This window comes from Pseudomonas sp. PK-RTE-24 (assembly GCF_054052265.1).
Window position 1 is genome coordinate 81,242 of record NZ_CM133224.1, and the last position, 19,222, is coordinate 100,463.

The window sequence follows — 19,222 nt, forward strand, 5'->3', positions numbered from 1 at the left end:
ATTGCGTGGTGAATTCAGGGCCGCCTTCGCGAGCAGGCTCGCTCCCACAAGGATCTGTAGTGGTTTCAGATTCTGTGTTCACACAAGTTCAATGTGGGAGCGAGCCTGCTCGCGAAGAGGCCATCAGCCGCAATGAAGATCTACCGCCCGCGCAAATGCTCAAACAACATCCGGCTCACCGGCGACAACCCTGCCTCATCGCGCACCACCACAATCAGCGCGCGATCCGCCCAGGCATCGGTCAGCGGCACCGCACGCAAGCCCAGTGCCTGACCAAACAACTCATAGGCTCGCTGCGGCAGAATGCCGATGCCCATGTTCGCCTGGACCATCCGGCACACGGCATCGAATCCCGGCACATGAATGCGGATGCGCAGGACTTTGCCGGCCTGCCGCGCCGCCGCATGGGTACGCATGTTGATCGAACTGGCTGCGTGCAAGCCGACGTAATCGCTGTCGAGAGTTTCATCGAAAGTCACCGATGCGCGCGTAGCCAACGGATGCTCCGGGAGCATCACCACCACCAGTTTGTCCTGGCGGTACAACACGCTGTGCAGGCCTTTGGTGTCGCTGTCGTCGGAGCAGATGCCGAGGTCGGCGACGCCATCGAGCACGCCCTGAATCACCCCGGCGCTGGGGCGTTCTTCAAGGTCGGTCTTGACCTGCGGCTGCCGCGCGGAGAAGTCGCGCAAGTCTTCGGGCAGGAACTGAATGATCGCCGAAAGATTGGCCAGCATGCGCACGTAACCCCGCACACCGTGGCTGTGCTCGCCCAGTTCCAGGCCCATCTTTTCCACGTTGAAGAGCATCTGCCGCGCATGGTGCAGCAGGGTCTCACCGGCCGGCGTGAGGATCATGCCTTTGGCTTGGCGCACGAACAAAGCGATGCCCAGCGCCTCCTCCAAATCCATCAGGCGCTTGCTCGCCGCCGACACCGCGATGGCTTCGCGCGCAGCCGCACGGGTCAACGTACCTTCCTCGTGGACGGCGACGAACAGTTGCAGAGTGATCAGGTCGAGACGGCGGATCAGGCTTTTTTGCAGCATGGTGGGCTCGAAGGCAGGGTTCATCCGAGCCGGCAGGATAGCCCGGTTTTACCGCTGACTGCTCAGTTGCTCATGCTGGCGCGCTGTTTTGTGACAGGCGCGGTCAGCAAGCGAACCAGCTGCGCGCTGTCGTCCCTGCGACCCAACACCAGGATCGATAAGCCTTGCAGGCAGGCATCGATGGCTGGCCATGAAATGTCCTTCGCGCCCTCGACATCAAACGAATCATCCACTGCGCCATCGACCAGAAAGCCTGCCGTCAACAAGCCTCGTGCGCTGCCCGAGGTCTGTCCGACCGCCACAATCCGTTTACCGGCGATATCATCCAGCGCAAACCCTGCCTTCCAACCTCTCAGATCCCGTTCCTGCGCCGTCGGGGTGAGGACAGGATTGTTGAACGCGTCATCCATCTGGCCGGCGTAGGTAATACCACTGATGAACCCGTGTTGCAGTTTCGTGCCTTGCGTTGACTCGACCGCCGAACCGAGCAGAAGCAGGCGCTGCGCCGTTTGCACCGCGATGTCCGTCACGCTGCTTTCGAGCGGCTGGCCATCACGCTGAATGTTCAACAGCAGTACACCCTTGTCGCCGAACGCTTGTGCAACTTTCCCGTTGTGGTCGAACGCCATGACCAGTCCCTGATTGGTTACTTCCGTTTTGCCATGCAGCAGAATCAGCCCATCGTCGAGCTGGATGATCCCGGACAGTGAAATGGCCACCCCTGGCAGCAACAGGGGCAGCCAACCGTTGCTGGCGAACGATAAATCGTCCGAGCCATCGAGATTGACCCGCGTCAACAGGCCACTGCCCTTTTGCGCGGTCACGAACAGCAGCCTGTCCGGCTGCGCAAGCTGCGGATCGGATTTGGCCAGCAGCAGTTGCCCATGCGTGGCCCCAAAGAGTGACGGAATCCGCATGGGCACAATCCGGTAGCCATTCCTGTCGCCGCCGAACTCGATGTCCGGCGAGCCGTCGGGCAGAAACCGGGCGATGACTTGCTGGTATTCAAGAGTCTGGTCTTTGACGACGCCAATCACACCGCACATCCAGATCCGTCCCAGCGCATCAACGATCAATGGCCCGCCTTGCGTGAGCGAGCCTGTGCCGAACTGGCCGCTGAGATATCCGCCGGTGCCGAAAGCCGGATCCGGATTGCCATCGGCATCCAGGCGCGCAAGGCCGTAGTACGAATGGCCCGATTGCTCGACGGTAGCGCTGACCATGATCTGCTCCGAAGGCGTGATCGCCACGCCTTTGGCAATGGTCTTGCCCGCTCCGGGGAATTTCAGCGTTCGCAGACCAAAGAGCGCATCCAGCTCCCCGGCTGACTGCACGTTTGGGGACAATGGCGCGATAGATTCCGACATGTTCGTATGCTCCTCAAGAGATCGACGTCGATCCCCTCGTAGCGTGCATTCGACCCCAGGCCGCCACGCCGGACAACTGACAGAAATGACAGTTTTTTAGAAGAAAAAGAAATTACCTACTGTGTAAAAAAGACTGAATGACTGGTAGTTCTTACAGGTTCGAATTCAGGCACGTCATGCCAACCTCAGCGTTCAAATCAGCCATGGACGAGAAGCATGATGAGCACTCGCGACGAGCAAATTTCACAACCGGCGCCGACCATCACTTATCCCGAGGAGGCCAGCACGACGGGACCTGCGACATTGTTGCTCGGCAGCGGCATACCCAATGCTCTTGTGCAGGTCTGGAACATTGAAAACACCCATTCGCTTGGCGAAGGGCTGGTCAGCGCAAATGGACGATGGGCGTTCAGCATCACCGGCGTTCAGGCCCAGGGTCAGCAGAGGATTCACGCCCACCAGACCTATGCAGGCATCACGTCCGAATGGAGCGAAGAGCGCGGATATGAGGTGCGACTGCGGCCCGAGATCGACGTCCCGGTCGTTGTCGAACCGATTGAGGGCGCGCAGGTCGATACGCCTCTGATTTTTTCGGGAGATGTCACGCGAGCCGAGGGTTTCGTCAGTATTTTCGATCTGGACACTGGCCTGGAGATTGCCAGAGCAGCGGTCGAAAGCGACCGGAAATGGCAAACCCCGGCTGCACACTCATTGGCGGTCGGGCAGTACCGTATCTGCGCCGTCCACAACATCGCCGGCAAGGTTTCAGATTGGGGCCGTGTGCGGACATTTGCCGTGGTCGCAGAAGCAAGCGAAGGCTTGTCCGACTTCGCTCGCCTGCGCGCCTTCATTCAAAACGCATTGCGGAAAATTTCCTCGATCTGGCGCTGATCCGCCGCCCGTGGATTGGTCAGTCCACAGGCGTCCTTCAAGGCGTTGGTGGCGAGCACCGGGATATCGCTGAGTTTCGCGCCCAGCTCACGCAGTCCGCCGGGAATCTCGACGTCCTTGGCAAGGTTGCGAATGGCATTGATCGCCGCCTGTGCGCCCTCCTCCGCGCTGAAACCACGAATATCCGCGCCCATGGCGTGGGCGACATCCCTGAGTCGTTCAGCGCAGACCAGCGCATTGAAACTCTGCACATGCGGCAACAGCACAGCGTTGCAGACGCCGTGGGGCAAGTCGTAGTAGCCGCCCAACTGATGCGCCATGGCGTGGACAAATCCGAGCGAGGCGTTGTTGAACGCCATGCCGGCGAGGAACTGCGCGTAAGCCATGTTCTCCCGCGCCGCCAGGTCGCTGCCGTCGCGCACGGCCAGACGCAGGTTGCTGCTGATCAGGCTCATGGCCTTCAAAGCGCAGGCGTCGGTGATCGGGTTGGCGGCGGTCGAAACGTAGGCTTCTATGGCGTGGGTCAGCGCGTCCATGCCGGTGGCGGCGGTAAGGCCTTTGGGCATCGCGACCATCAACTCCGGGTCGTTGACCGACAGCAGTGGCGTGACGTTGCGGTCGACGATGGCCATTTTCACGTGGCGCGATTCGTCGGTGATGATGCAGAAGCGGGTCATTTCGCTGGCAGTGCCGGCGGTGGTGTTGATGGCGATCAGCGGCAATTGCGGCTTGCTGGAGCGGTCGACGCCTTCGTAATCGCCAATCTGCCCGCCATTGGTTGCGCACAGGGCGATGCCCTTGGCGCAATCGTGCGGCGAGCCGCCACCCAGCGACACGACGAAATCGCAACGGCTTTCCTTCAGCAGCCCCAACCCGGATTCGACATTGGCCGTGGTCGGGTTCGGTCTGGCGCCATCGAAGATCACCGAATCGATGTCCTGCATCGCCAGTTTCTCGGCGATCATTGCGGCCACGCCAGCCTTGGCCAGCCCGGTGTCGGTGACAATCAGCGCCTTGCGAAAACCATAATTGCGAATCGCGACCATGGCTTCGTCGAGGCAGCCGCTGCCCATGATGTTGACCGCCGGAATGAAGAAGGTGCTGCTCATCGTGTGTCTCCTGACTGGAGCCGGATCGACTGCCTCGATTCGGCGGGTGCACACAGGATCGACCGATCGGTCACGAGCAATGTTGATCTGGCTCAATGTCCGCTCGTGATAAAGTCGCCGTCCATCTGCCCTTTGTTTTGAGACCGCCCACGCAATGACCGATTTTCTCAATGTCGACGCCACCCTCGAAGACTGGAACGCCCTGCGCGCCGCGAACGATTTCCAGGGTTTGCTGGTGGGCAATGGCGCCAGCCGTGCGGTTTGGGATGACTTCGGCTACGACTCGCTGTTCGAAAACGCCCGTACGGTCGAAGAGAAACCGCTGAGCCCATCGGAACTGGCGGTGTTCGACGCGCTGCAAACCCGCAGCTTCGAGCAAGTGCTGGGCGCCCTGAAAACTACCAGCCGGGTCAACAAGGCCCTGGCGGTCAGCTCGGCGGCGCCGCGCAATCGCTATTACGCGATCAAGGAAGCGCTGATCAACACCGTGCATGCGGTGCACATCCCGTGGCGGCTGGTGCAGCCTTCGACACTGACGGTGCTCAATGCTGAACTGGCGCGCTATCGCACGGTGTTCACTACCAACTACGACCTGCTCAATTACTGGGCACTGCAACATCCCGGCGAGACCATCGACGACCTGTTCAACGGCGCAGACGCGAGTTTCGATCTGAGCCAGAGCACCACCGACAAACCGCGTCTGCTCTACCTGCACGGTGGTCTGCATCTGGTGCGCAATCAGGACGGCACCGCACGCAAACTGACCTCGACCGAAGGCACCCTGCTCGGCAGTTTCGCCATCAACAATACGATCAAGACCCTGGACGACGTGCCGCTGTTCGTCACCGAAGGGCCGAGCGCGGACAAGCTCAAGACCATCCGCAGCTCGGATTATCTGTCGTTCTGCTACGAGCAGTTACTGGCCCATGGCGACAGCCTGTGCATCTTCGGCCACGCGCTGGGCGAGCAGGATGCGCATCTGGTGCGGGCGTTGCGCCTGGCCCGACCGAAGTGCGTGGCGGTCTCGATTTATCCGCGCAGTGCCGCGTTCATTCAGCATCAGAAACGTCACTACGCCAAGGTGTTTGAAGGTACCGGGGTTGAGTTGCGGTTCTTTGATGCCAAGAGCCATGCGTTGGGCGATCCGAAATTGTCGGTACCGGTTGAGGTTTGATATTGGCCGGGCTGACGCCTTCGCGAGCAGGCTCGCTCCCACAATGGAATGCGGTCACCTGTGGGAGCGAGCCCGCTCGCGAAGACGGCATATCAGCCAACCCAAAAGGTGACTGGAACACCGCTTTCGCGAGCAGGCTCACTCCCACAGGTTGATGTCGGATTTCAGAGCACCGGCTGGGTCTTGTCCTTAATCACTTTGGTCGGGCCGTTGGCCTTCACGCTGGCAATGCCCTTGTCACACGCGCCATCCGATGAATACGACTCGCTGCTGCCGATGATCTGGTGATTGGCCGCCTTCAGGTTGAAGTACGGGTGGCCATCCCTGGTCGACTTTTTCTCGTAGCGCTCATCCAGCGGGCTGTTGGCCTGCACCGAGGCGATGCCGCCGTCGGCACCGGCGCGGGTGCTGTAGAGCTCGCTGGTCAGGATCGTTTCGGCGTTCGCCGCTTTCAACACGAACCTGAATTGGCCGTTGCTGCTTTTGCTCACTTCGTACCATCCGGACATGTCTGTTTCTCCTGGGGGCGATTGAGAGATTTCGCGCTTCAGAGTAAAGACCAGCGCCTGCGATCTGTCGCCTGCATCGACTACAAGGTGATTTTCGTACCGAGCAGACCGAGGAAACCGGCCAGCCATTTAGGATGCGCCGGCCAGGCCGGAGCGGTGGCAAGATTTCCCTGAACATGGCCGTCGGTCACCGGAATGTCGATATAGGTGCCACCGGCCAGACGCACTTCCGGGGCGCAGGCCGGATACGCGCTGCACTCACGCCCCTCGAGCACACCCGCCGCCGCGAGCAGTTGCGCGCCATGGCAGACCGCGGCAATGGGCTTGCCGGCGGTATCGAAGGCGCGCACCAGTTCGAGGACTTTGTCGTTCAGCCGCAGGTACTCCGGAGCGCGACCGCCGGGAATCAGCAGCGCGTCGTAATCGGCTTCGCGGGCCTTGGCGAAGTCGAAATTGAGCGCGAACAGGTGACCGGGTTTTTCGCTGTAGGTCTGATCACCTTCAAAATCATGAATCGCCGTGCGCACGGTGCTGCCGGCGGACTTGTCCGGGCACACGGCGTGCACCGTGTGGCCGACCATCTGCAGGGCCTGGAACGGCACCATCACTTCGTAGTCTTCGACGTAATCGCCGACCAGCATCAGGATCTTTTTCGCGGCCATGGGAAAACTCCTCGGGGAAAGGTCTGGGAGTATTCAAGGTAGACCGTATCCAAGGGTTGCGGTAATTCCAGGCTTACTACGCTCGATCGCGATAAATGTAGGAGCCGCCGAAGGCTGCGATCTTTTGATCTTGCATTTAAATAATCAGGATCAAAAGATCGCAGCCTTCGGCGGCTCCTACAGGGGTGTATTTCAGGCTATCAGGCGAGAAAACCGTCAGCGCGCAGCAGGGTTTCCAGGCAGTGTTCGCTGATGTGATAGAACGCTTTCAGCTCTGCGATCTTCGCCAACAATTGCGCTGGATTAACCGGCTCGGCGCGTTTCACCGCGAGAATCATCTTGTTCTTGTTGGTGTGTTCCAGCGAAATGAATTCGAAGACTTTGGTCTCGTAACCGCAGGCTTCGAGGAATAACGCGCGCAAGCTGTCGGTGACCATTTCCGCCTGCTGGCCGAGGTGCAAGCCGTATTGCAGCATCGGTTTGAGCAGCGCCGGGCTTTGGATCTGCAGGCGGATCTGTTTGTGGCAGCACGGCGAGCACATGATGATCGACGCGCCCGAGCGGATGCCGGTGTGGATCGCGTAATCGGTAGCGATATCGCAGGCATGCAGGGCGATCATCACGTCCAGTTCGCTCGGCGCCACCGTGCGCACGTCACCGCACTTGAACACCAGCCCCGGATGCTCGAGCTTCGCCGCTGCGGCGTTGCACAGGCTGACCATTTCTTCGCGCAGCTCGACGCCGGTGACTTCGCCCTCGGCCTTGAGCGTGTTGCGCAGGTAGTCGTGAATGGCGAACGTCAGGTAGCCCTTGCCCGAACCGAAATCGGCGACCCGCACCGGTTTGTCCAGCGCCAGCGGCGACGAGGTCAGGGCATGGCTGAACACTTCGATGAACTTGTTGATCTGCTTCCACTTGCGCGACATCGCCGGGATCAGCTCCTGTTGCGCATTGGTCACGCCCAGGTCTTTGAGGAAGGGGCGGTTCAGTTCGAGAAAGCGGTTTTTCTCGCGGTTGTGCTCGGCGGACGGCGCTTCACGCAATTGCTGAGGTTTGCTCTTGAACAGCGAACTCTTGCCCTTTTTGCTGTATTCCAGCTGCGCTTCGTCGGTCAGCGCCAGTAAATGAGCATTTTTGAACGAGGCCGGCAGCAGCCCGGCAATCAGCGCCACGCCTTCGCTCAGCGGCAGATTTTTGGTGATGTCGCGGGTCTTGTAGCGATAAACGAATGACAGGCACGGCTGCGCCTTGACCGTCACCGGTTTGATGATGACCCGTTGCAGATCCGCCTCTTCACCGACGTACTTGGCCAGCACCAGCTTGATGAAACCGCTGTCGTCGAGGCTGGTTTGCAGCAGCTCAATGAACTGGGCGTGGTGATCGGCGGCCGGTTTGGCGGACGGCGCGGAAGCAGCGGAAACGGACATGGACAAACGGCCTCGGACGGGCGGAATCGGGAATGGCAGGTATTTTAGGGGGGATGGGGGTTGGGGACACCTTCTTATTTACCCAACGGCGAAAATCAAAAGATCGCAGCCTTCGGCAGCTCCTACAATTGGAATGCATTCTCCTGCAGGAGCTGCCGAAGGCTGCGAGCTTTTGATCTACCCCAACACCACCAACCGATTCGGCAACTCGTTCCGCACCTGCGTCACCGGCACGTGCACCTTCAACAACTCACCACACGCCTCCACGCACGTGACAAACCCTTCCAGCGTGCGGCCCTGGCGGACCTGTTCGGTGAACGCTGCGACAATCGCGTCCCAGTTGCTGTTATCCAGCCGTCTGGAAATACCCTCGTCCACCAGAATCTCCACATAGCGCTCAGCCTCGCAGACAAAAATCAGCATGCCGGTGCTGCCCACGGTGTGGTGCAGGTTCTGTTCGAGAAACTGCCGCCGCGCCAGGTTGGAGGCGCGCCAGTGGCGCACGCGGCGCGGGACCAGATGCGTGGTGATTTTCGGCAGGCGGAACAACAGGCAGAGGACGATGAACATGCCCCATTGCACCAGCAGCAGACTGTGCAGGGTCAGCCAGCCCGTGAGGTAGTGGACGATGCCCGGCAACACCAGCGCCAGCAGACTGGCCCAGAGCAGCGGGATGTACGCGTAATCGTCGGCACGGGCAGCGAGCACCGTGACCAGCTCGGCGTCGGTATTGCGCTCGACCCGGGCAATGGCCTCGGCGACTTTGCGTTGTTCGTGTTCAGTCAGTAATGCCATGTCGAAAAGTGCCTGCTCATTATTCTTTTGATCTCACCAGCCGCCGGACGAACCGCCGCCGCCGAAACTCCCCCCGCCACCGCTGAAGCCGCCACCGCCACCGCCGCCGAATCCGCCGCCACCGCCAAAGCCGCCCCCTCCTCCGGAGCCGCCCCGGCCGGCAGGCAGGATACCGAGCATCTGGCAGACAAACACCGTCAGGATGAACAACATCACCAGGAACATGAACAGCGCCGGGTGCCGCGAGATGAAATCATCCGCCGGGTCGCCGCTGGATTCGTACACGGTTGAGGGTTCGTCCAGCGGATTGCCACCGAGCACTACCAGCATCGCCGCAACGCCGTCGCTGATGCCTTTGCTGAAATTGCCGGCCTTGAACGCCGGCGTGATGACCTGATGAATGATCACCGACGACTGCGCATCGGTCAGGCGATCCTCCAGGCCATAGCCGACTTCGATGCGCAGTTTGCGCTCGTCACGCGCGACGATCAGCAAGGCGCCGTTGTTCTTGTCCTTCTGGCCGATGCCCCAGTGCCGACCGAGCTGAACGCCGAAATCCTCGATGGTGGTGCCCTGCAGATCCGGCAGCGTGACCACCACCAATTGCTCGCCGGTGGCCTGTTCGTGCGCCTGCAATTGCTGGCTCAGTTGCGCGCGAATCGATGGCTCGAGCATCTGCGCCTGATCGACCACGCGCCCGCTCAGCGGCGGAAACGTCAGTTCGGCCCGGGCGCTGACGGCGAACAGCCAGAGCATCAGCACCAGGCCCAGTTTCAACACACGCATGGGCAACCTCGAATCAGAATTTCACTTCCGGGGCCTTCTCCGCGCCGGGCGTGGTGGCTTCGAAGGTTTCGCGCATCGGCAGATCGCTGTACATCACGCTGTGCCACAGGCGACCGGGGAAGGTGCGGATCTCGGTGTTGTACTTCTGCACCGCCAGGATGAAATCGCGACGCGCCACGGCAATCCGGTTTTCCGTGCCTTCGAGTTGCGACTGCAAGGCGAGGAAGTTCTGGTTGGCCTTCAGATCCGGGTAGCGCTCGGAGACCACCATCAAACGGCTCAATGCGCCGGTCAGTTGATCCTGCGCCTGCTGGAACTGCTTGAGCTTCTCGGGGTTGTCGAGGGTGCTGGCATCGACCTGAATCGACGTCGCCTTGGCTCGCGCTTCAATCACGGCGGTCAGGGTTTCCTGCTCATGGGCGGCATAGCCCTTCACGGTTTCCACCAGATTGGGGATCAGGTCGGCGCGGCGCTGATACTGGTTCTGCACCTGGCCCCAGGCGGCTTTGACCTGTTCGTCGAGGGTCGGGATATTGTTGATGCCGCACGCGGTCAACAGCGTGGCGAACACCAGCAACGTGGCGATCTGTAGCCGTGAACGGGAGGTTGAGCTGATATTCATTGCAGTGATGCTCCATGACACATTTGATTTAAAAACCGAGCGCTGGGCATTCCCGGCCAGCGGTTGGGGCATAATCGGCGCCGCCACTGGCATGCGACGGGTTAATCGGCTAAAAAGTGCCCTTCGCGTTCACGTTGCCGCTGTCGGCTGCGGTTTTCCGGCTCAGGATTTTGCGCCGGCACCCGAACAACAATAGTCGCTCCCTACATTTTGGCTGGCCGGTGTTACATCACCGTTTGGGCTCTAGAGAAAAAATTCATGAAGAAGCTGTGTTTGCTGGGTCTGTTCGTCAGCCTGGCCAGTCATCAGGTACTGGCCGCCACGACCCCGGTACCTTTGGAAAACAAGGACGCTTTCATCAGCAACCTGATGAAACAAATGACCCTCGACGAGAAGATCGGCCAGTTGCGCCTGATCAGCATCGGCCCGGAAATGCCCCGCGAGCTGATCCGCAAGGAAATTGCCGGCGGCAACATCGGCGGCACGTTCAACTCGATCACCCGCGCGGAAAACCGTCCGATGCAGGACGCGGCCATGCGCAGTCGCCTGAAGATTCCGATGTTTTTCGCGTACGACGTGATCCACGGTCACCGTACGATTTTCCCGATTCCGCTGGCCCTTGCGTCGAGTTGGGACATGGACGCCATTGGCCAGTCCGGTCGCGTTGCGGCTAAAGAAGCCGCCGCTGACAGCCTCGACATCACCTTCGCGCCGATGGTGGATATCTCCCGCGATCCGCGCTGGGGCCGCAGCTCCGAAGGTTTCGGCGAAGACACTTACCTGACCTCGCGCATCGCCAAAGTCATGGTCAAGGCCTATCAGGGCGAGACCCCGAGCGCCGCCGACAGCATCATGGCCAGCGTCAAGCACTTCGCCCTGTACGGCGCGGTCGAGGGCGGCCGCGACTACAACACCGTCGACATGAGCCCGGTGAAGATGTACCAGGATTACCTGCCGCCGTACCGCGCCGCGATCGATGCCGGAGCCGGTGGTGTGATGGTGGCGTTGAACTCGATCAACGGCATTCCGGCCACGGCCAACACCTGGCTGATGAACGACCTGCTGCGCAAGGACTGGGGCTTCAAAGGCCTGGCGGTCAGCGATCATGGCGCGATCTTCGAACTGATCAAGCACGGCGTCGCTCGCGACGGTCGCGAAGCGGCGAAGCTGGCGATCAAGGCCGGCATCGACATGAGCATGAACGACACCCTCTACGGCAAAGAACTGCCGGGGCTGCTCAAGTCCGGCGAGATCGAACAGAAAGACATCGACAACGCTGTGCGCGAAGTGCTCGCGGCCAAGTACGACATGGGCCTGTTCAAGGACCCGTACCTGCGCATCGGCAAGGCCGAGGATGACCCGGCCGACACCTACGCCGAAAGCCGCCTGCATCGCGCCGAGGCCCGCGAAGTCGCGCGGCGCAGTCTGGTGCTGCTGAAGAACCACAACGAAACCCTGCCGCTGAAGAAAGACGCGAAAATCGCGCTGGTCGGTCCATTGGCGAAAGCGCCGATCGACATGATGGGCAGCTGGGCCGCCGCCGGGCGCCCGGCGCAATCGGTCACTTTGTTCGATGGCATGAATTCAGTGATCGGCGACAAGGCCAACCTGATCTACGCCCGTGGCGCCAACATCACGGGCGACAAGAAGGTCCTCGATTACCTGAACTTCCTCAACTTCGATGCCCCGGAAGTGGTCGATGACCCGCGCCCGGCCAGCGTGCTGATCGACGAAGCGGTGAAAGCGGCGAAAGAGGCTGATGTGATTGTTGCAGCGGTGGGCGAGTCCCGTGGCATGTCCCACGAATCCTCAAGTCGCACTGACCTGAACATCCCGCAAACCCAGCGCGAATTGATTCGCGCACTTAAAGCCACTGGCAAACCGCTGGTACTGGTGTTGATGAACGGCCGTCCGCTGACGATTCTCGAAGAGAACCAGTCGGCCGATGCGATTCTGGAAACCTGGTTCAGCGGCACCGAGGGCGGCAACGCCATCGCCGACGTGCTGTTCGGCGACTACAACCCGTCGGGCAAACTGCCGGTGACCTTCCCGCGTTCCGTGGGCCAGATCCCGACCTACTACAACCACCTGAGCATCGGCCGGCCGTTCACTCCGGGCAAACCGGGCAACTACACCTCGCAGTATTTCGATGACACCACCGGCCCGCTGTTTCCGTTCGGTTATGGCCTGAGCTACACCACCTTCGCCCTGAGCGATATGGCGCTGTCATCGACCACCCTGAACGCCAGCGGCAAGCTCGACGCCAGCGTCATGGTCAAGAACACCGGCAAGCGTGACGGCGAAACCGTGGTGCAGTTGTACATCCAGGACGTCACCGGTTCGATGATTCGCCCGGTGAAAGAACTGAAGAACTTCCAGAAGATCATGCTCAAGGCCGGCGAACAGAAGGTCGTGCACTTCACCATTACCGAGGAAGACCTGAAGTTCTACAACGCCCAGCTCAAATACGCAGCCGAGCCTGGCAAGTTCAACGTGCAGATCGGCCTGGACTCCCAGGACGTGACGCAGCAGAGCTTTGAACTGCTGTAACAGCAGCAACACTGCAAAACACTGTGGGAGCGAGCCTGCTCGCGAAAGCGATCATTCAGACAAAAAATTGCTGAATGACACACCGCTTTCGCGAGCAGGCTCGCTTCCACATTGGATTCAAGGTGTATTCAAAATCGTGGTTATCCGCGACGGTCGAGAATATTCACCACCAACCGATCCACCCAGCCCCACACCCGCTGCTTGACCCGCCGCCACAACGGTCGGCGCTGCCATTCCTCCAGGCTCACCAGCTGACTCAAGCCGAAGTCCTTCACAAAGCTCGCCTCCACTGCTGCCGTCAACGCCGGGTCCAGCGCTTCCAGATTCGCCTCCAGATTGAAACGCAGATTCCAGTGATCGAAGTTGCACGAACCGATGCTTACCCATTCGTCGACCAGAACCATTTTCAGGTGCAGGAAGCACGGCTGGTATTCGAAGATCTGCACCCCGGCCTTGAGCAGGCGCGGGTAGTAGCGATGCCCGGCGTAGCGCACTGACGGGTGATCGGTGCGCGGCCCGGTCAGCAGCAAGCGCACATCGACGCCGCGCGCGGCAGCCTTGCGCAGCGAGCGGCGGATTTTCCAGGTCGGCAGGAAGTACGGCGTGGCCATCCAGATGCGTTTTTGCCCGCTGTTCAACGCACGGAACAACGACTGCAAAATGTCGCGATGTTGACGGGCATCGGCATACGCCACGCGGCCCATGCCTTCGCCCTTGTCCGGCACACGCGGCAGGCGCGGCAAGCCGAAATGCGCGGCCGGGCGCCAGGCGCGGCGGTAGCGGTTGGCGATCCACTGGCGATCAAACAGCAATTGCCAATCGATCACCAATGGACCGCTGATCTCGACCATCACCTCGTGCCACTCGCTGACATCATGGCCCGGCGTCCAGAATTCATCGGTCACGCCGGTGCCGCCGACCACTGCCAGACATTGATCGACCAGCAGCAATTTACGGTGGTCGCGATAGAAGTTGCCGACCCAGCGCCGCCAGCTCAGGCGATTGTAAAAACGCAGTTCGACCCCGGCCTGGGTCAGGCGCTGACGCAGATGCAGCGTGAACGCGAGGCTGCCGTAATCATCGAACAAGCAACGCACGCGCACGCCGCGCTCGGCCGCCGCGACCAGCGCCTGGACGATGGCTTCGGCGCAGGCGCCGGCCTCGACCAGATACAGCTCCAGTTCGATCTGCTCTGTAGCTCCAGCGATATGCTCGAGCATGCGCGGAAAGAACTGCGGGCCGTCGATCAACAGTTCGAAACGGTTGCCGTCACGCCAGGGGAACACCGCACCGCGCATGTCAGCGCGCCGTGAAAATCAGCACCGCACCCACCGGCACCGACAGACTGATCGCCGACAGATCGGCGAGTTTGCGCAGGTTTTCCAGGCCAGGCGCCAGATCGAAATCCTCGGCGTTGATCACCAGCGGCTCCAGCGTCACCACCTGAAAGCGCCGATCATCCAGACGCGTGGCGAGCAACTCGGCCGGGTATTCGTGCTGCTTGCCGTGCAGGCTGACGGTCAGCGGCAGGCGCAACTCCAGCTGCGCGCCGGGCGCCAGATCGTTGATCGGGCGCAGGTCGATCTGGGTGGTGATGGTGGCTGCGGGAAACTGCTCGATCTGGAACAGCTCCTTGCGCATGCGCTCATCGCGCAGCGGAATGCCGCTGTTGATCGATTCGAGCTCGACTTCGACCTCGGCGCGACCGTTGGGGTCGACCTTGCCGTGCAGCACCAGAAAGCGCTGCACTTCCGAAACGCTGGCATTTTTGGTGCTGACGAACGACAGCCGCGACGACTCGCCGTCCAGATACCAATTGGCCTGGGCCGGCAGCGCAGCGGCGGTCAACAGCAGACTGGCGAAGGTTGTATAGAGGGAGCGGTTGAACATTGAACACTCGTGGGGGCGATAAACCTGCACGAACCTTAACCGCCCGCCAAGTTATTGCAAGCCCTGTGGGAGCGAGCCTGCTCGCGAATGCAATGCTCGCCGCACAGCATGTATTGCGGCTTGCGACGATTTCGCGAGCAGGCTCGCTCCCACAGGGGAGACCAGATAATTCAGGGATTCAGGCGACAGCCCTGGCGTTCGCTCAGCCACTGCGCGCTGTTGCTGCGGCCCATGCCGCTGACGGTGATGGTTTTGCTCGAAGCGTCATCGGTAAAACCGCTGGTTGGCAGCCATTGCTTCACATAGCCACGGCAATACCCGGCGTCGTTGTTCATCACATAACGACACGAGCAATATTCCTTGGCGGTGTAGGCGCTGATGATGTCCGGGAAAGCCCAGAGATTCTCCCGCTCATACCAACCCCAGCCGAGCAGCACGACCAACAGCAACAATAGAAAGCGCTTCATCGCCGCACCGCCTGCAACACGCGTTTGAGCAGTTCGTTGTGCCGGTAGCTGCCATCGCGGTCATCGCCGTAACGCACGATCACCAGTTTCTGGCTGGGCATCACATACAGCGCCTGGCCCCAGTGGCCGAGGGCGGCGAAGGTGTCGGGTGGGGCGTCGGGCCATGGTGATGTGGCGCCGTCGACACGACGATTGAGCCACCAGTGGCCGCCGGGTACGGCTTCGTCCTGATGCGCCTTGTAGCCGGCAAACGGTGTGAGGTTGAACGCGAGCCAATCCTCGGGCAGCAACTGCCGATCGTTCCAGCGCCCGCCCCGCGCCATCAATAGACCGACCCGCGCCAGATCCCGCGCGGTGAGATAGGCGTAGGACGAGGCGACAAAGGTGCCGCTGGCATCGCTTTCCCACACGGCGTGGCGAATGCCCAACGGCTCGAACAATGCTGTCCACGGATAGTCGGCATAACGCTCTGCGCCGACCATGGTTTTCAGGGCAGCGGCGAGCAGATTGCTGTCACCGCTGGAATAACGGAAAGCCTGACCCGGCGCGGCGTAGGCGTCGTGGCCCGCAGTGAACGCGGCCATGTCGCGATGGCCGCGGGTGTAGAGCATCGCCACCACCGAAGATTTCAGCGGCGCGTATTCGTAGTCTTCCTGCCAATCGAGACCGGAGGCCCAGTTCAGCAGATGGCCGAGGGTGATCGCCGGGTGTTTGTCCAGCGCCGGGTAGAACTTCAGCGCCGGATCGTCGAGCTTGAACCGGCCTTCGCCGTAGGCCACGCCGAGGACCGTTGCCAGCAGGCTTTTGCTGATCGACCAGGTCAGATGCGGTGTCTGAGCAGTGGTCGGAGCGGCGTAGCGTTCGTAGATGATCTGGCCGTCGTGGATGATCAGCAAGGCGTCGGTGCGAATGCCGTCGCGGGTGGCGTCGTTACGGGGCGCGAAGGCGTAGTTTTCCAGCGCCTCGACGGCCGGGCCGGTGATCTGCGGGGCGATGGGCCATTGCTCGCCGGGCCATTGTTCGGCGCGGACGGTGAGGCTGATCAGCAGCAGGAACAGGGACAGGCCTTTGAACATGGTGGGCGCTCAGGGAATGAACCTGTCGAGACTAGTCGGGGTTTATGACAGATGTATGGTGATTTTGAGGCCGCCTTCGCGAGCAGGCTCGCTCCCACAGTTGATCGCATTTCAATTGAAGAATACCGTCCCTGTGGGAGCGAGCCTGCTCGCGAAGGGGCCGCTCAGGTCACCGCCAAAGCCTTGGCCAACCGCTTCGCCCTCGCCCCCGCCGCCAACTGCATCACGCCCTTGTCCCGCTGCCACATCTGCGCCCACTCCACCGGGCCATTGCCCAATGCCTGGTCCATCTCCCCCGCCAGCGCTTCAAACTGCGCAAACAACCCGCCCAGCAGCACATGCCCGGGCGGATTGTTCGGCGCTTGCCGGCTGGCCTCGGCGCACCCGGCCAGCAGCGCCAGCAAACGCAATTGCAGGGCCTGCGGCCAGTCGCTGTCCTGGCCGACGCCGTACAACCACGCGGTCATGGCGCTGAGCACGTAGACATCTTCAAGGGTGCGAAACGGTTTGACGTAGGCGTCCCAGCCATCGCCAGCGAGCAATTCGCACAGGGCGCCGTCGAGGTACAGGCGACCGTGGCTGATGTCCGGCATCAACGGCAACGCCGGAAGTTTTTCCACCTTCACGCCGGGCTCGCCGGGATACACCACCGCCAGACTCAGGCGCGGTGTTTCGCCAGGCTCCTCACTGCGCGCAGCCACCAGTAACCAATCGGCGGCGTCGCCTGCGGTGACGAAATCCTTGCGCCCACTCAAGCGCAAATCGCGCAGCCGCGTTTGCATATCGGCCGGACGCAGGCTGCGTTGCTCGGTCGCGCACAAGGCGCCGAGGCTCAGCGGCGCGCTCGGCCACAACATGCGCAGCGCCGCCTGATAACCCACCAGAAACGCCAGCCCCGGCGTCGCCATCCGCCGCCCGCCGGCCACCGCCAATTCGAACGGCGTGACGTTGCCCAGCGTCTGCAACAACGTTGCAAAGCCCTCGGCCAGATCAGCTGCGGCGGGCAAGCGTTCACGGCGGTGCAGCAGATCTGGCCAGGGCATGGGCGCCTCCTTGTGGGCTGTCATATAAGCATCACCGAACGTTCATGGCGATGACACCGGGGCTACATAGCCTGACTTTGCACAACACGGCTGCATAAAGAAAGTCGATCGGCTGCAACCCACGACGGGTTAAAGGCCCGTACGGAGATTCACATGACGCAAATCGCCCGCATCAGCGACACCGGCAATGAACGCCGCCTGCAAGCCGAACGCCTGATCGGCGCCGAAGCCTTGCAGCAAGCCCAGGCCCTGCGCTTCGCCGTCTTCAGCGGCGAGTTCAACGCCAAACTGAAAGGCGCCGAACTGGGTCTGGACATGGATGATTATGATGTTCACTGCAGCCACATCGGCGTGCGTGATCTGAACACCGGGCGCCTGGTCGCCACCACGCGTCTGCTCGATCACACCGCCGCCAGCAGCCTCGGCAAGTTCTACAGCGAAGAAGAATTCAGCCTGCACGGCCTCGCCCATCTGCAAGGCCCGATCCTGGAAATCGGCCGCACCTGCGTCGATCCGGCATACCGCAACGGCGGCACCATCGCCGTGCTCTGGGGCGAATTGGCCGAAGTGCTCAATCAGGGCGGCTACAGCTATCTGATGGGTTGCGCGAGCATCCCGATGCAGGACGGCGGCATTCAGGCCCACGCGATCATGCAGCGTCTGCGCGAACGTTACCTGTGCACCGAACACCTGCGCGCCGAGCCGAAAAATCCTCTGCCGACGCTGGATATTCCGTCCAACGTCATCGCCGAAATGCCGCCGCTGCTCAAGGCCTACATGCGCCTCGGGGCGAAGATCTGCGGCGAGCCGTGCTGGGACGAAGACTTCCAGGTGGCCGACGTGTTCATCCTGCTCAAGCGCGACGAACTCTGCCCGCGCTACGCCAAACACTTCAAGGCGGCGGTGTGATGAGCCGGTTGCGGGTGTACGCGCGAATCGCGCGAGTGCTGCTGGTGGTGACGCTGGGGCTGACCATGGCGAGCGTCTTCGGCGTGTTCGAACGCATCGGTCTGGCCCACTCGATGGAGCGGCGCCAGCGCTGGTCGCGCTTCTTCATGGCGCGGCTGAGCAACGCCCTGCCGTTTCGCGTGAGGGTCCATGGCGAGCTGCCGAAACAGCCGATGCTGTGGGTCAGCAATCACGTGTCGTGGACCGACATTCCGCTGCTGGGCATGCTCACGCCGCTGTCGTTTCTGTCCAAAGCCGAAGTGCGCACCTGGCCGGTGGCCGGCTGGCTCGCGGCCAAGGCCGGCAGCCTGTTCATCCGCCGTGGGTCGGGCGACAGCCAGTTGATCCGCAAGCAGATGACCCGCCATCTGCAAACCGAACACGCGCTGCTGATGTTCCCCGAAGGCACCACCACCGATGGCCGTTCGCTGCGCACCTTTCATGGTCGCCTGCTGTCGGCGGCGATCGATTCCGAAGTGATGCTGCAACCGGTGGCGATCCGTTATCTGCGCGACGGCGAAATCGATACGCTGGCGCCGTTCATTGGTGACGATGATTTGCTCTCGCACCTGATGCGCCTGTTCAGCCATGACTGCGGCGATGTCCAGGTGCATCTGCTCAAGCCGATTGCCTGTCAGGGCCGCGAGCGCGCGGCGCTGGCGTTCGAAGCGCAGCAGGCGGTGCAGAAGGTGTTGTTTGGTGAGGTGGCGAAACCTGCCGAACCGCGTCGCGCAGGCGATTTGATCGCCGCCTGAAAATACAAATCCCCTGTGGGAGCGAGCCTGCTCGCGAAGGCGTCGTGCCATTCAGCATCTATATTGGCTGAGACACCGCATTCGCGAGCAGGCTCGCTCCCACAT

General features: G+C 61.4%; 19 protein-coding genes. 5 read left to right on the forward strand and 14 right to left on the reverse strand.

Annotation, left to right across the window (positions count from 1 at the left end):
* Positions 1–140: 140 nt before the first annotated feature.
* Both ACV8MC_RS00395 and ACV8MC_RS00400 read right to left on the reverse strand, forming a co-directional pair.
* Positions 141–1,046, reverse strand: coding sequence for a LysR family transcriptional regulator (locus tag ACV8MC_RS00395; RefSeq protein ID WP_056783458.1), 906 nt, complete (start codon positions 1,044–1,046; stop codon positions 141–143).
* Positions 1,047–1,108: 62 nt separating this feature from the next.
* Positions 1,109–2,413, reverse strand: a complete 1,305-nt coding sequence (locus tag ACV8MC_RS00400; RefSeq protein WP_457264110.1) for a hypothetical protein — start codon at positions 2,411–2,413, stop codon at positions 1,109–1,111.
* Between the two features lie 216 nt (positions 2,414–2,629).
* Here ACV8MC_RS00400 and ACV8MC_RS00405 point away from each other — a divergent pair, with 216 nt between their 5' ends.
* A complete protein-coding gene (locus ACV8MC_RS00405; RefSeq protein ID WP_457264112.1) occupies positions 2,630–3,304 on the forward strand; it encodes a hypothetical protein in 675 nt (224 codons plus the stop codon).
* Here ACV8MC_RS00405 and yiaY read toward each other — a convergent pair.
* Positions 3,265–4,413, reverse strand: coding sequence for an L-threonine dehydrogenase (yiaY, locus tag ACV8MC_RS00410; protein ID WP_457264115.1), 1,149 nt, complete (start codon positions 4,411–4,413; stop codon positions 3,265–3,267). The genes ACV8MC_RS00405 and yiaY overlap by 40 nt on opposite strands.
* A gap of 154 nt (positions 4,414–4,567) precedes the next feature.
* Between yiaY and ACV8MC_RS00415 the strand changes: the two genes are divergently transcribed.
* Positions 4,568–5,587, forward strand: coding sequence for a DUF4917 family protein (locus ACV8MC_RS00415; RefSeq protein WP_305382372.1), 1,020 nt, complete (start codon positions 4,568–4,570; stop codon positions 5,585–5,587).
* 164 nt (positions 5,588–5,751) lie between these two features.
* Here the strand turns inward: ACV8MC_RS00415 and ACV8MC_RS00420 are convergent, their stop codons facing one another.
* From ACV8MC_RS00420 to ACV8MC_RS00445, 6 genes are all read right to left on the reverse strand, one after another.
* The gene (locus ACV8MC_RS00420) at positions 5,752–6,096 is read right to left on the reverse strand and encodes a YegP family protein (RefSeq protein ID WP_236167995.1); all 345 of its coding nucleotides are present in this window, start codon (positions 6,094–6,096) and stop codon (positions 5,752–5,754) included.
* 80 nt (positions 6,097–6,176) lie between these two features.
* The gene (locus tag ACV8MC_RS00425; protein WP_252879575.1) at positions 6,177–6,758 is read right to left on the reverse strand and encodes a DJ-1/PfpI family protein; all 582 of its coding nucleotides are present in this window, start codon (positions 6,756–6,758) and stop codon (positions 6,177–6,179) included.
* 200 nt (positions 6,759–6,958) lie between these two features.
* Positions 6,959–8,185, reverse strand: a complete 1,227-nt coding sequence (locus ACV8MC_RS00430; RefSeq protein ID WP_457264118.1) for a class I SAM-dependent methyltransferase — start codon at positions 8,183–8,185, stop codon at positions 6,959–6,961.
* Between the two features lie 177 nt (positions 8,186–8,362).
* A complete protein-coding gene (locus ACV8MC_RS00435; RefSeq protein ID WP_457264120.1) occupies positions 8,363–8,980 on the reverse strand; it encodes a TPM domain-containing protein in 618 nt (205 codons plus the stop codon).
* 33 nt (positions 8,981–9,013) lie between these two features.
* A complete protein-coding gene (locus ACV8MC_RS00440) occupies positions 9,014–9,766 on the reverse strand; it encodes a TPM domain-containing protein (RefSeq protein ID WP_016771316.1) in 753 nt (250 codons plus the stop codon).
* Positions 9,767–9,779: 13 nt separating this feature from the next.
* On the reverse strand, positions 9,780–10,388 hold the full coding sequence (locus ACV8MC_RS00445; protein WP_095180575.1) for a LemA family protein: 609 nt from the start codon (positions 10,386–10,388) through the stop codon (positions 9,780–9,782).
* A gap of 258 nt (positions 10,389–10,646) precedes the next feature.
* Between ACV8MC_RS00445 and bglX the strand changes: the two genes are divergently transcribed.
* The gene (bglX, locus tag ACV8MC_RS00450; protein ID WP_457264123.1) at positions 10,647–12,938 is read left to right on the forward strand and encodes a beta-glucosidase BglX; all 2,292 of its coding nucleotides are present in this window, start codon (positions 10,647–10,649) and stop codon (positions 12,936–12,938) included.
* 140 nt (positions 12,939–13,078) lie between these two features.
* On the opposite strand, the gene ACV8MC_RS00455 is transcribed toward bglX, so the two are convergent.
* The 5 genes from ACV8MC_RS00455 to ACV8MC_RS00475 all read right to left on the reverse strand — a co-directional run bounded on the left by ACV8MC_RS00455 (position 13,079) and on the right by ACV8MC_RS00475 (position 17,414).
* Positions 13,079–14,236, reverse strand: coding sequence for a phospholipase D-like domain-containing protein (locus ACV8MC_RS00455; RefSeq protein ID WP_056783426.1), 1,158 nt, complete (start codon positions 14,234–14,236; stop codon positions 13,079–13,081).
* Between the two features lies 1 nt (position 14,237).
* On the reverse strand, positions 14,238–14,828 hold the full coding sequence (locus ACV8MC_RS00460) for a YceI family protein (protein ID WP_039762684.1): 591 nt from the start codon (positions 14,826–14,828) through the stop codon (positions 14,238–14,240).
* Positions 14,829–14,998: 170 nt separating this feature from the next.
* Positions 14,999–15,295 carry a hypothetical protein gene (locus ACV8MC_RS00465; RefSeq protein ID WP_056783423.1) on the reverse strand — a complete coding sequence of 99 codons (297 nt, stop codon included), beginning with the start codon at positions 15,293–15,295 and terminating at the stop codon, positions 14,999–15,001.
* A complete protein-coding gene (locus ACV8MC_RS00470) occupies positions 15,292–16,371 on the reverse strand; it encodes a serine hydrolase domain-containing protein (protein WP_457264125.1) in 1,080 nt (359 codons plus the stop codon). The genes ACV8MC_RS00465 and ACV8MC_RS00470 overlap by 4 nt, the downstream gene beginning before the upstream one ends.
* Before the next feature lie 164 nt (positions 16,372–16,535).
* Positions 16,536–17,414, reverse strand: coding sequence for an acyl-CoA dehydrogenase (locus tag ACV8MC_RS00475; RefSeq protein WP_457264127.1), 879 nt, complete (start codon positions 17,412–17,414; stop codon positions 16,536–16,538).
* Between the two features lie 153 nt (positions 17,415–17,567).
* Between ACV8MC_RS00475 and olsB the strand changes: the two genes are divergently transcribed.
* Positions 17,568–18,323 (forward strand): L-ornithine N(alpha)-acyltransferase, encoded by a 756-nt coding sequence (gene olsB, locus ACV8MC_RS00480; protein ID WP_016771324.1) that lies wholly within the window; start codon positions 17,568–17,570, stop codon positions 18,321–18,323.
* The gene (locus ACV8MC_RS00485) at positions 18,323–19,117 is read left to right on the forward strand and encodes a lysophospholipid acyltransferase family protein (protein WP_457264130.1); all 795 of its coding nucleotides are present in this window, start codon (positions 18,323–18,325) and stop codon (positions 19,115–19,117) included. Before olsB ends, ACV8MC_RS00485 begins: the two co-directional genes overlap by 1 nt.
* Positions 19,118–19,222 lie beyond the last annotated feature (105 nt).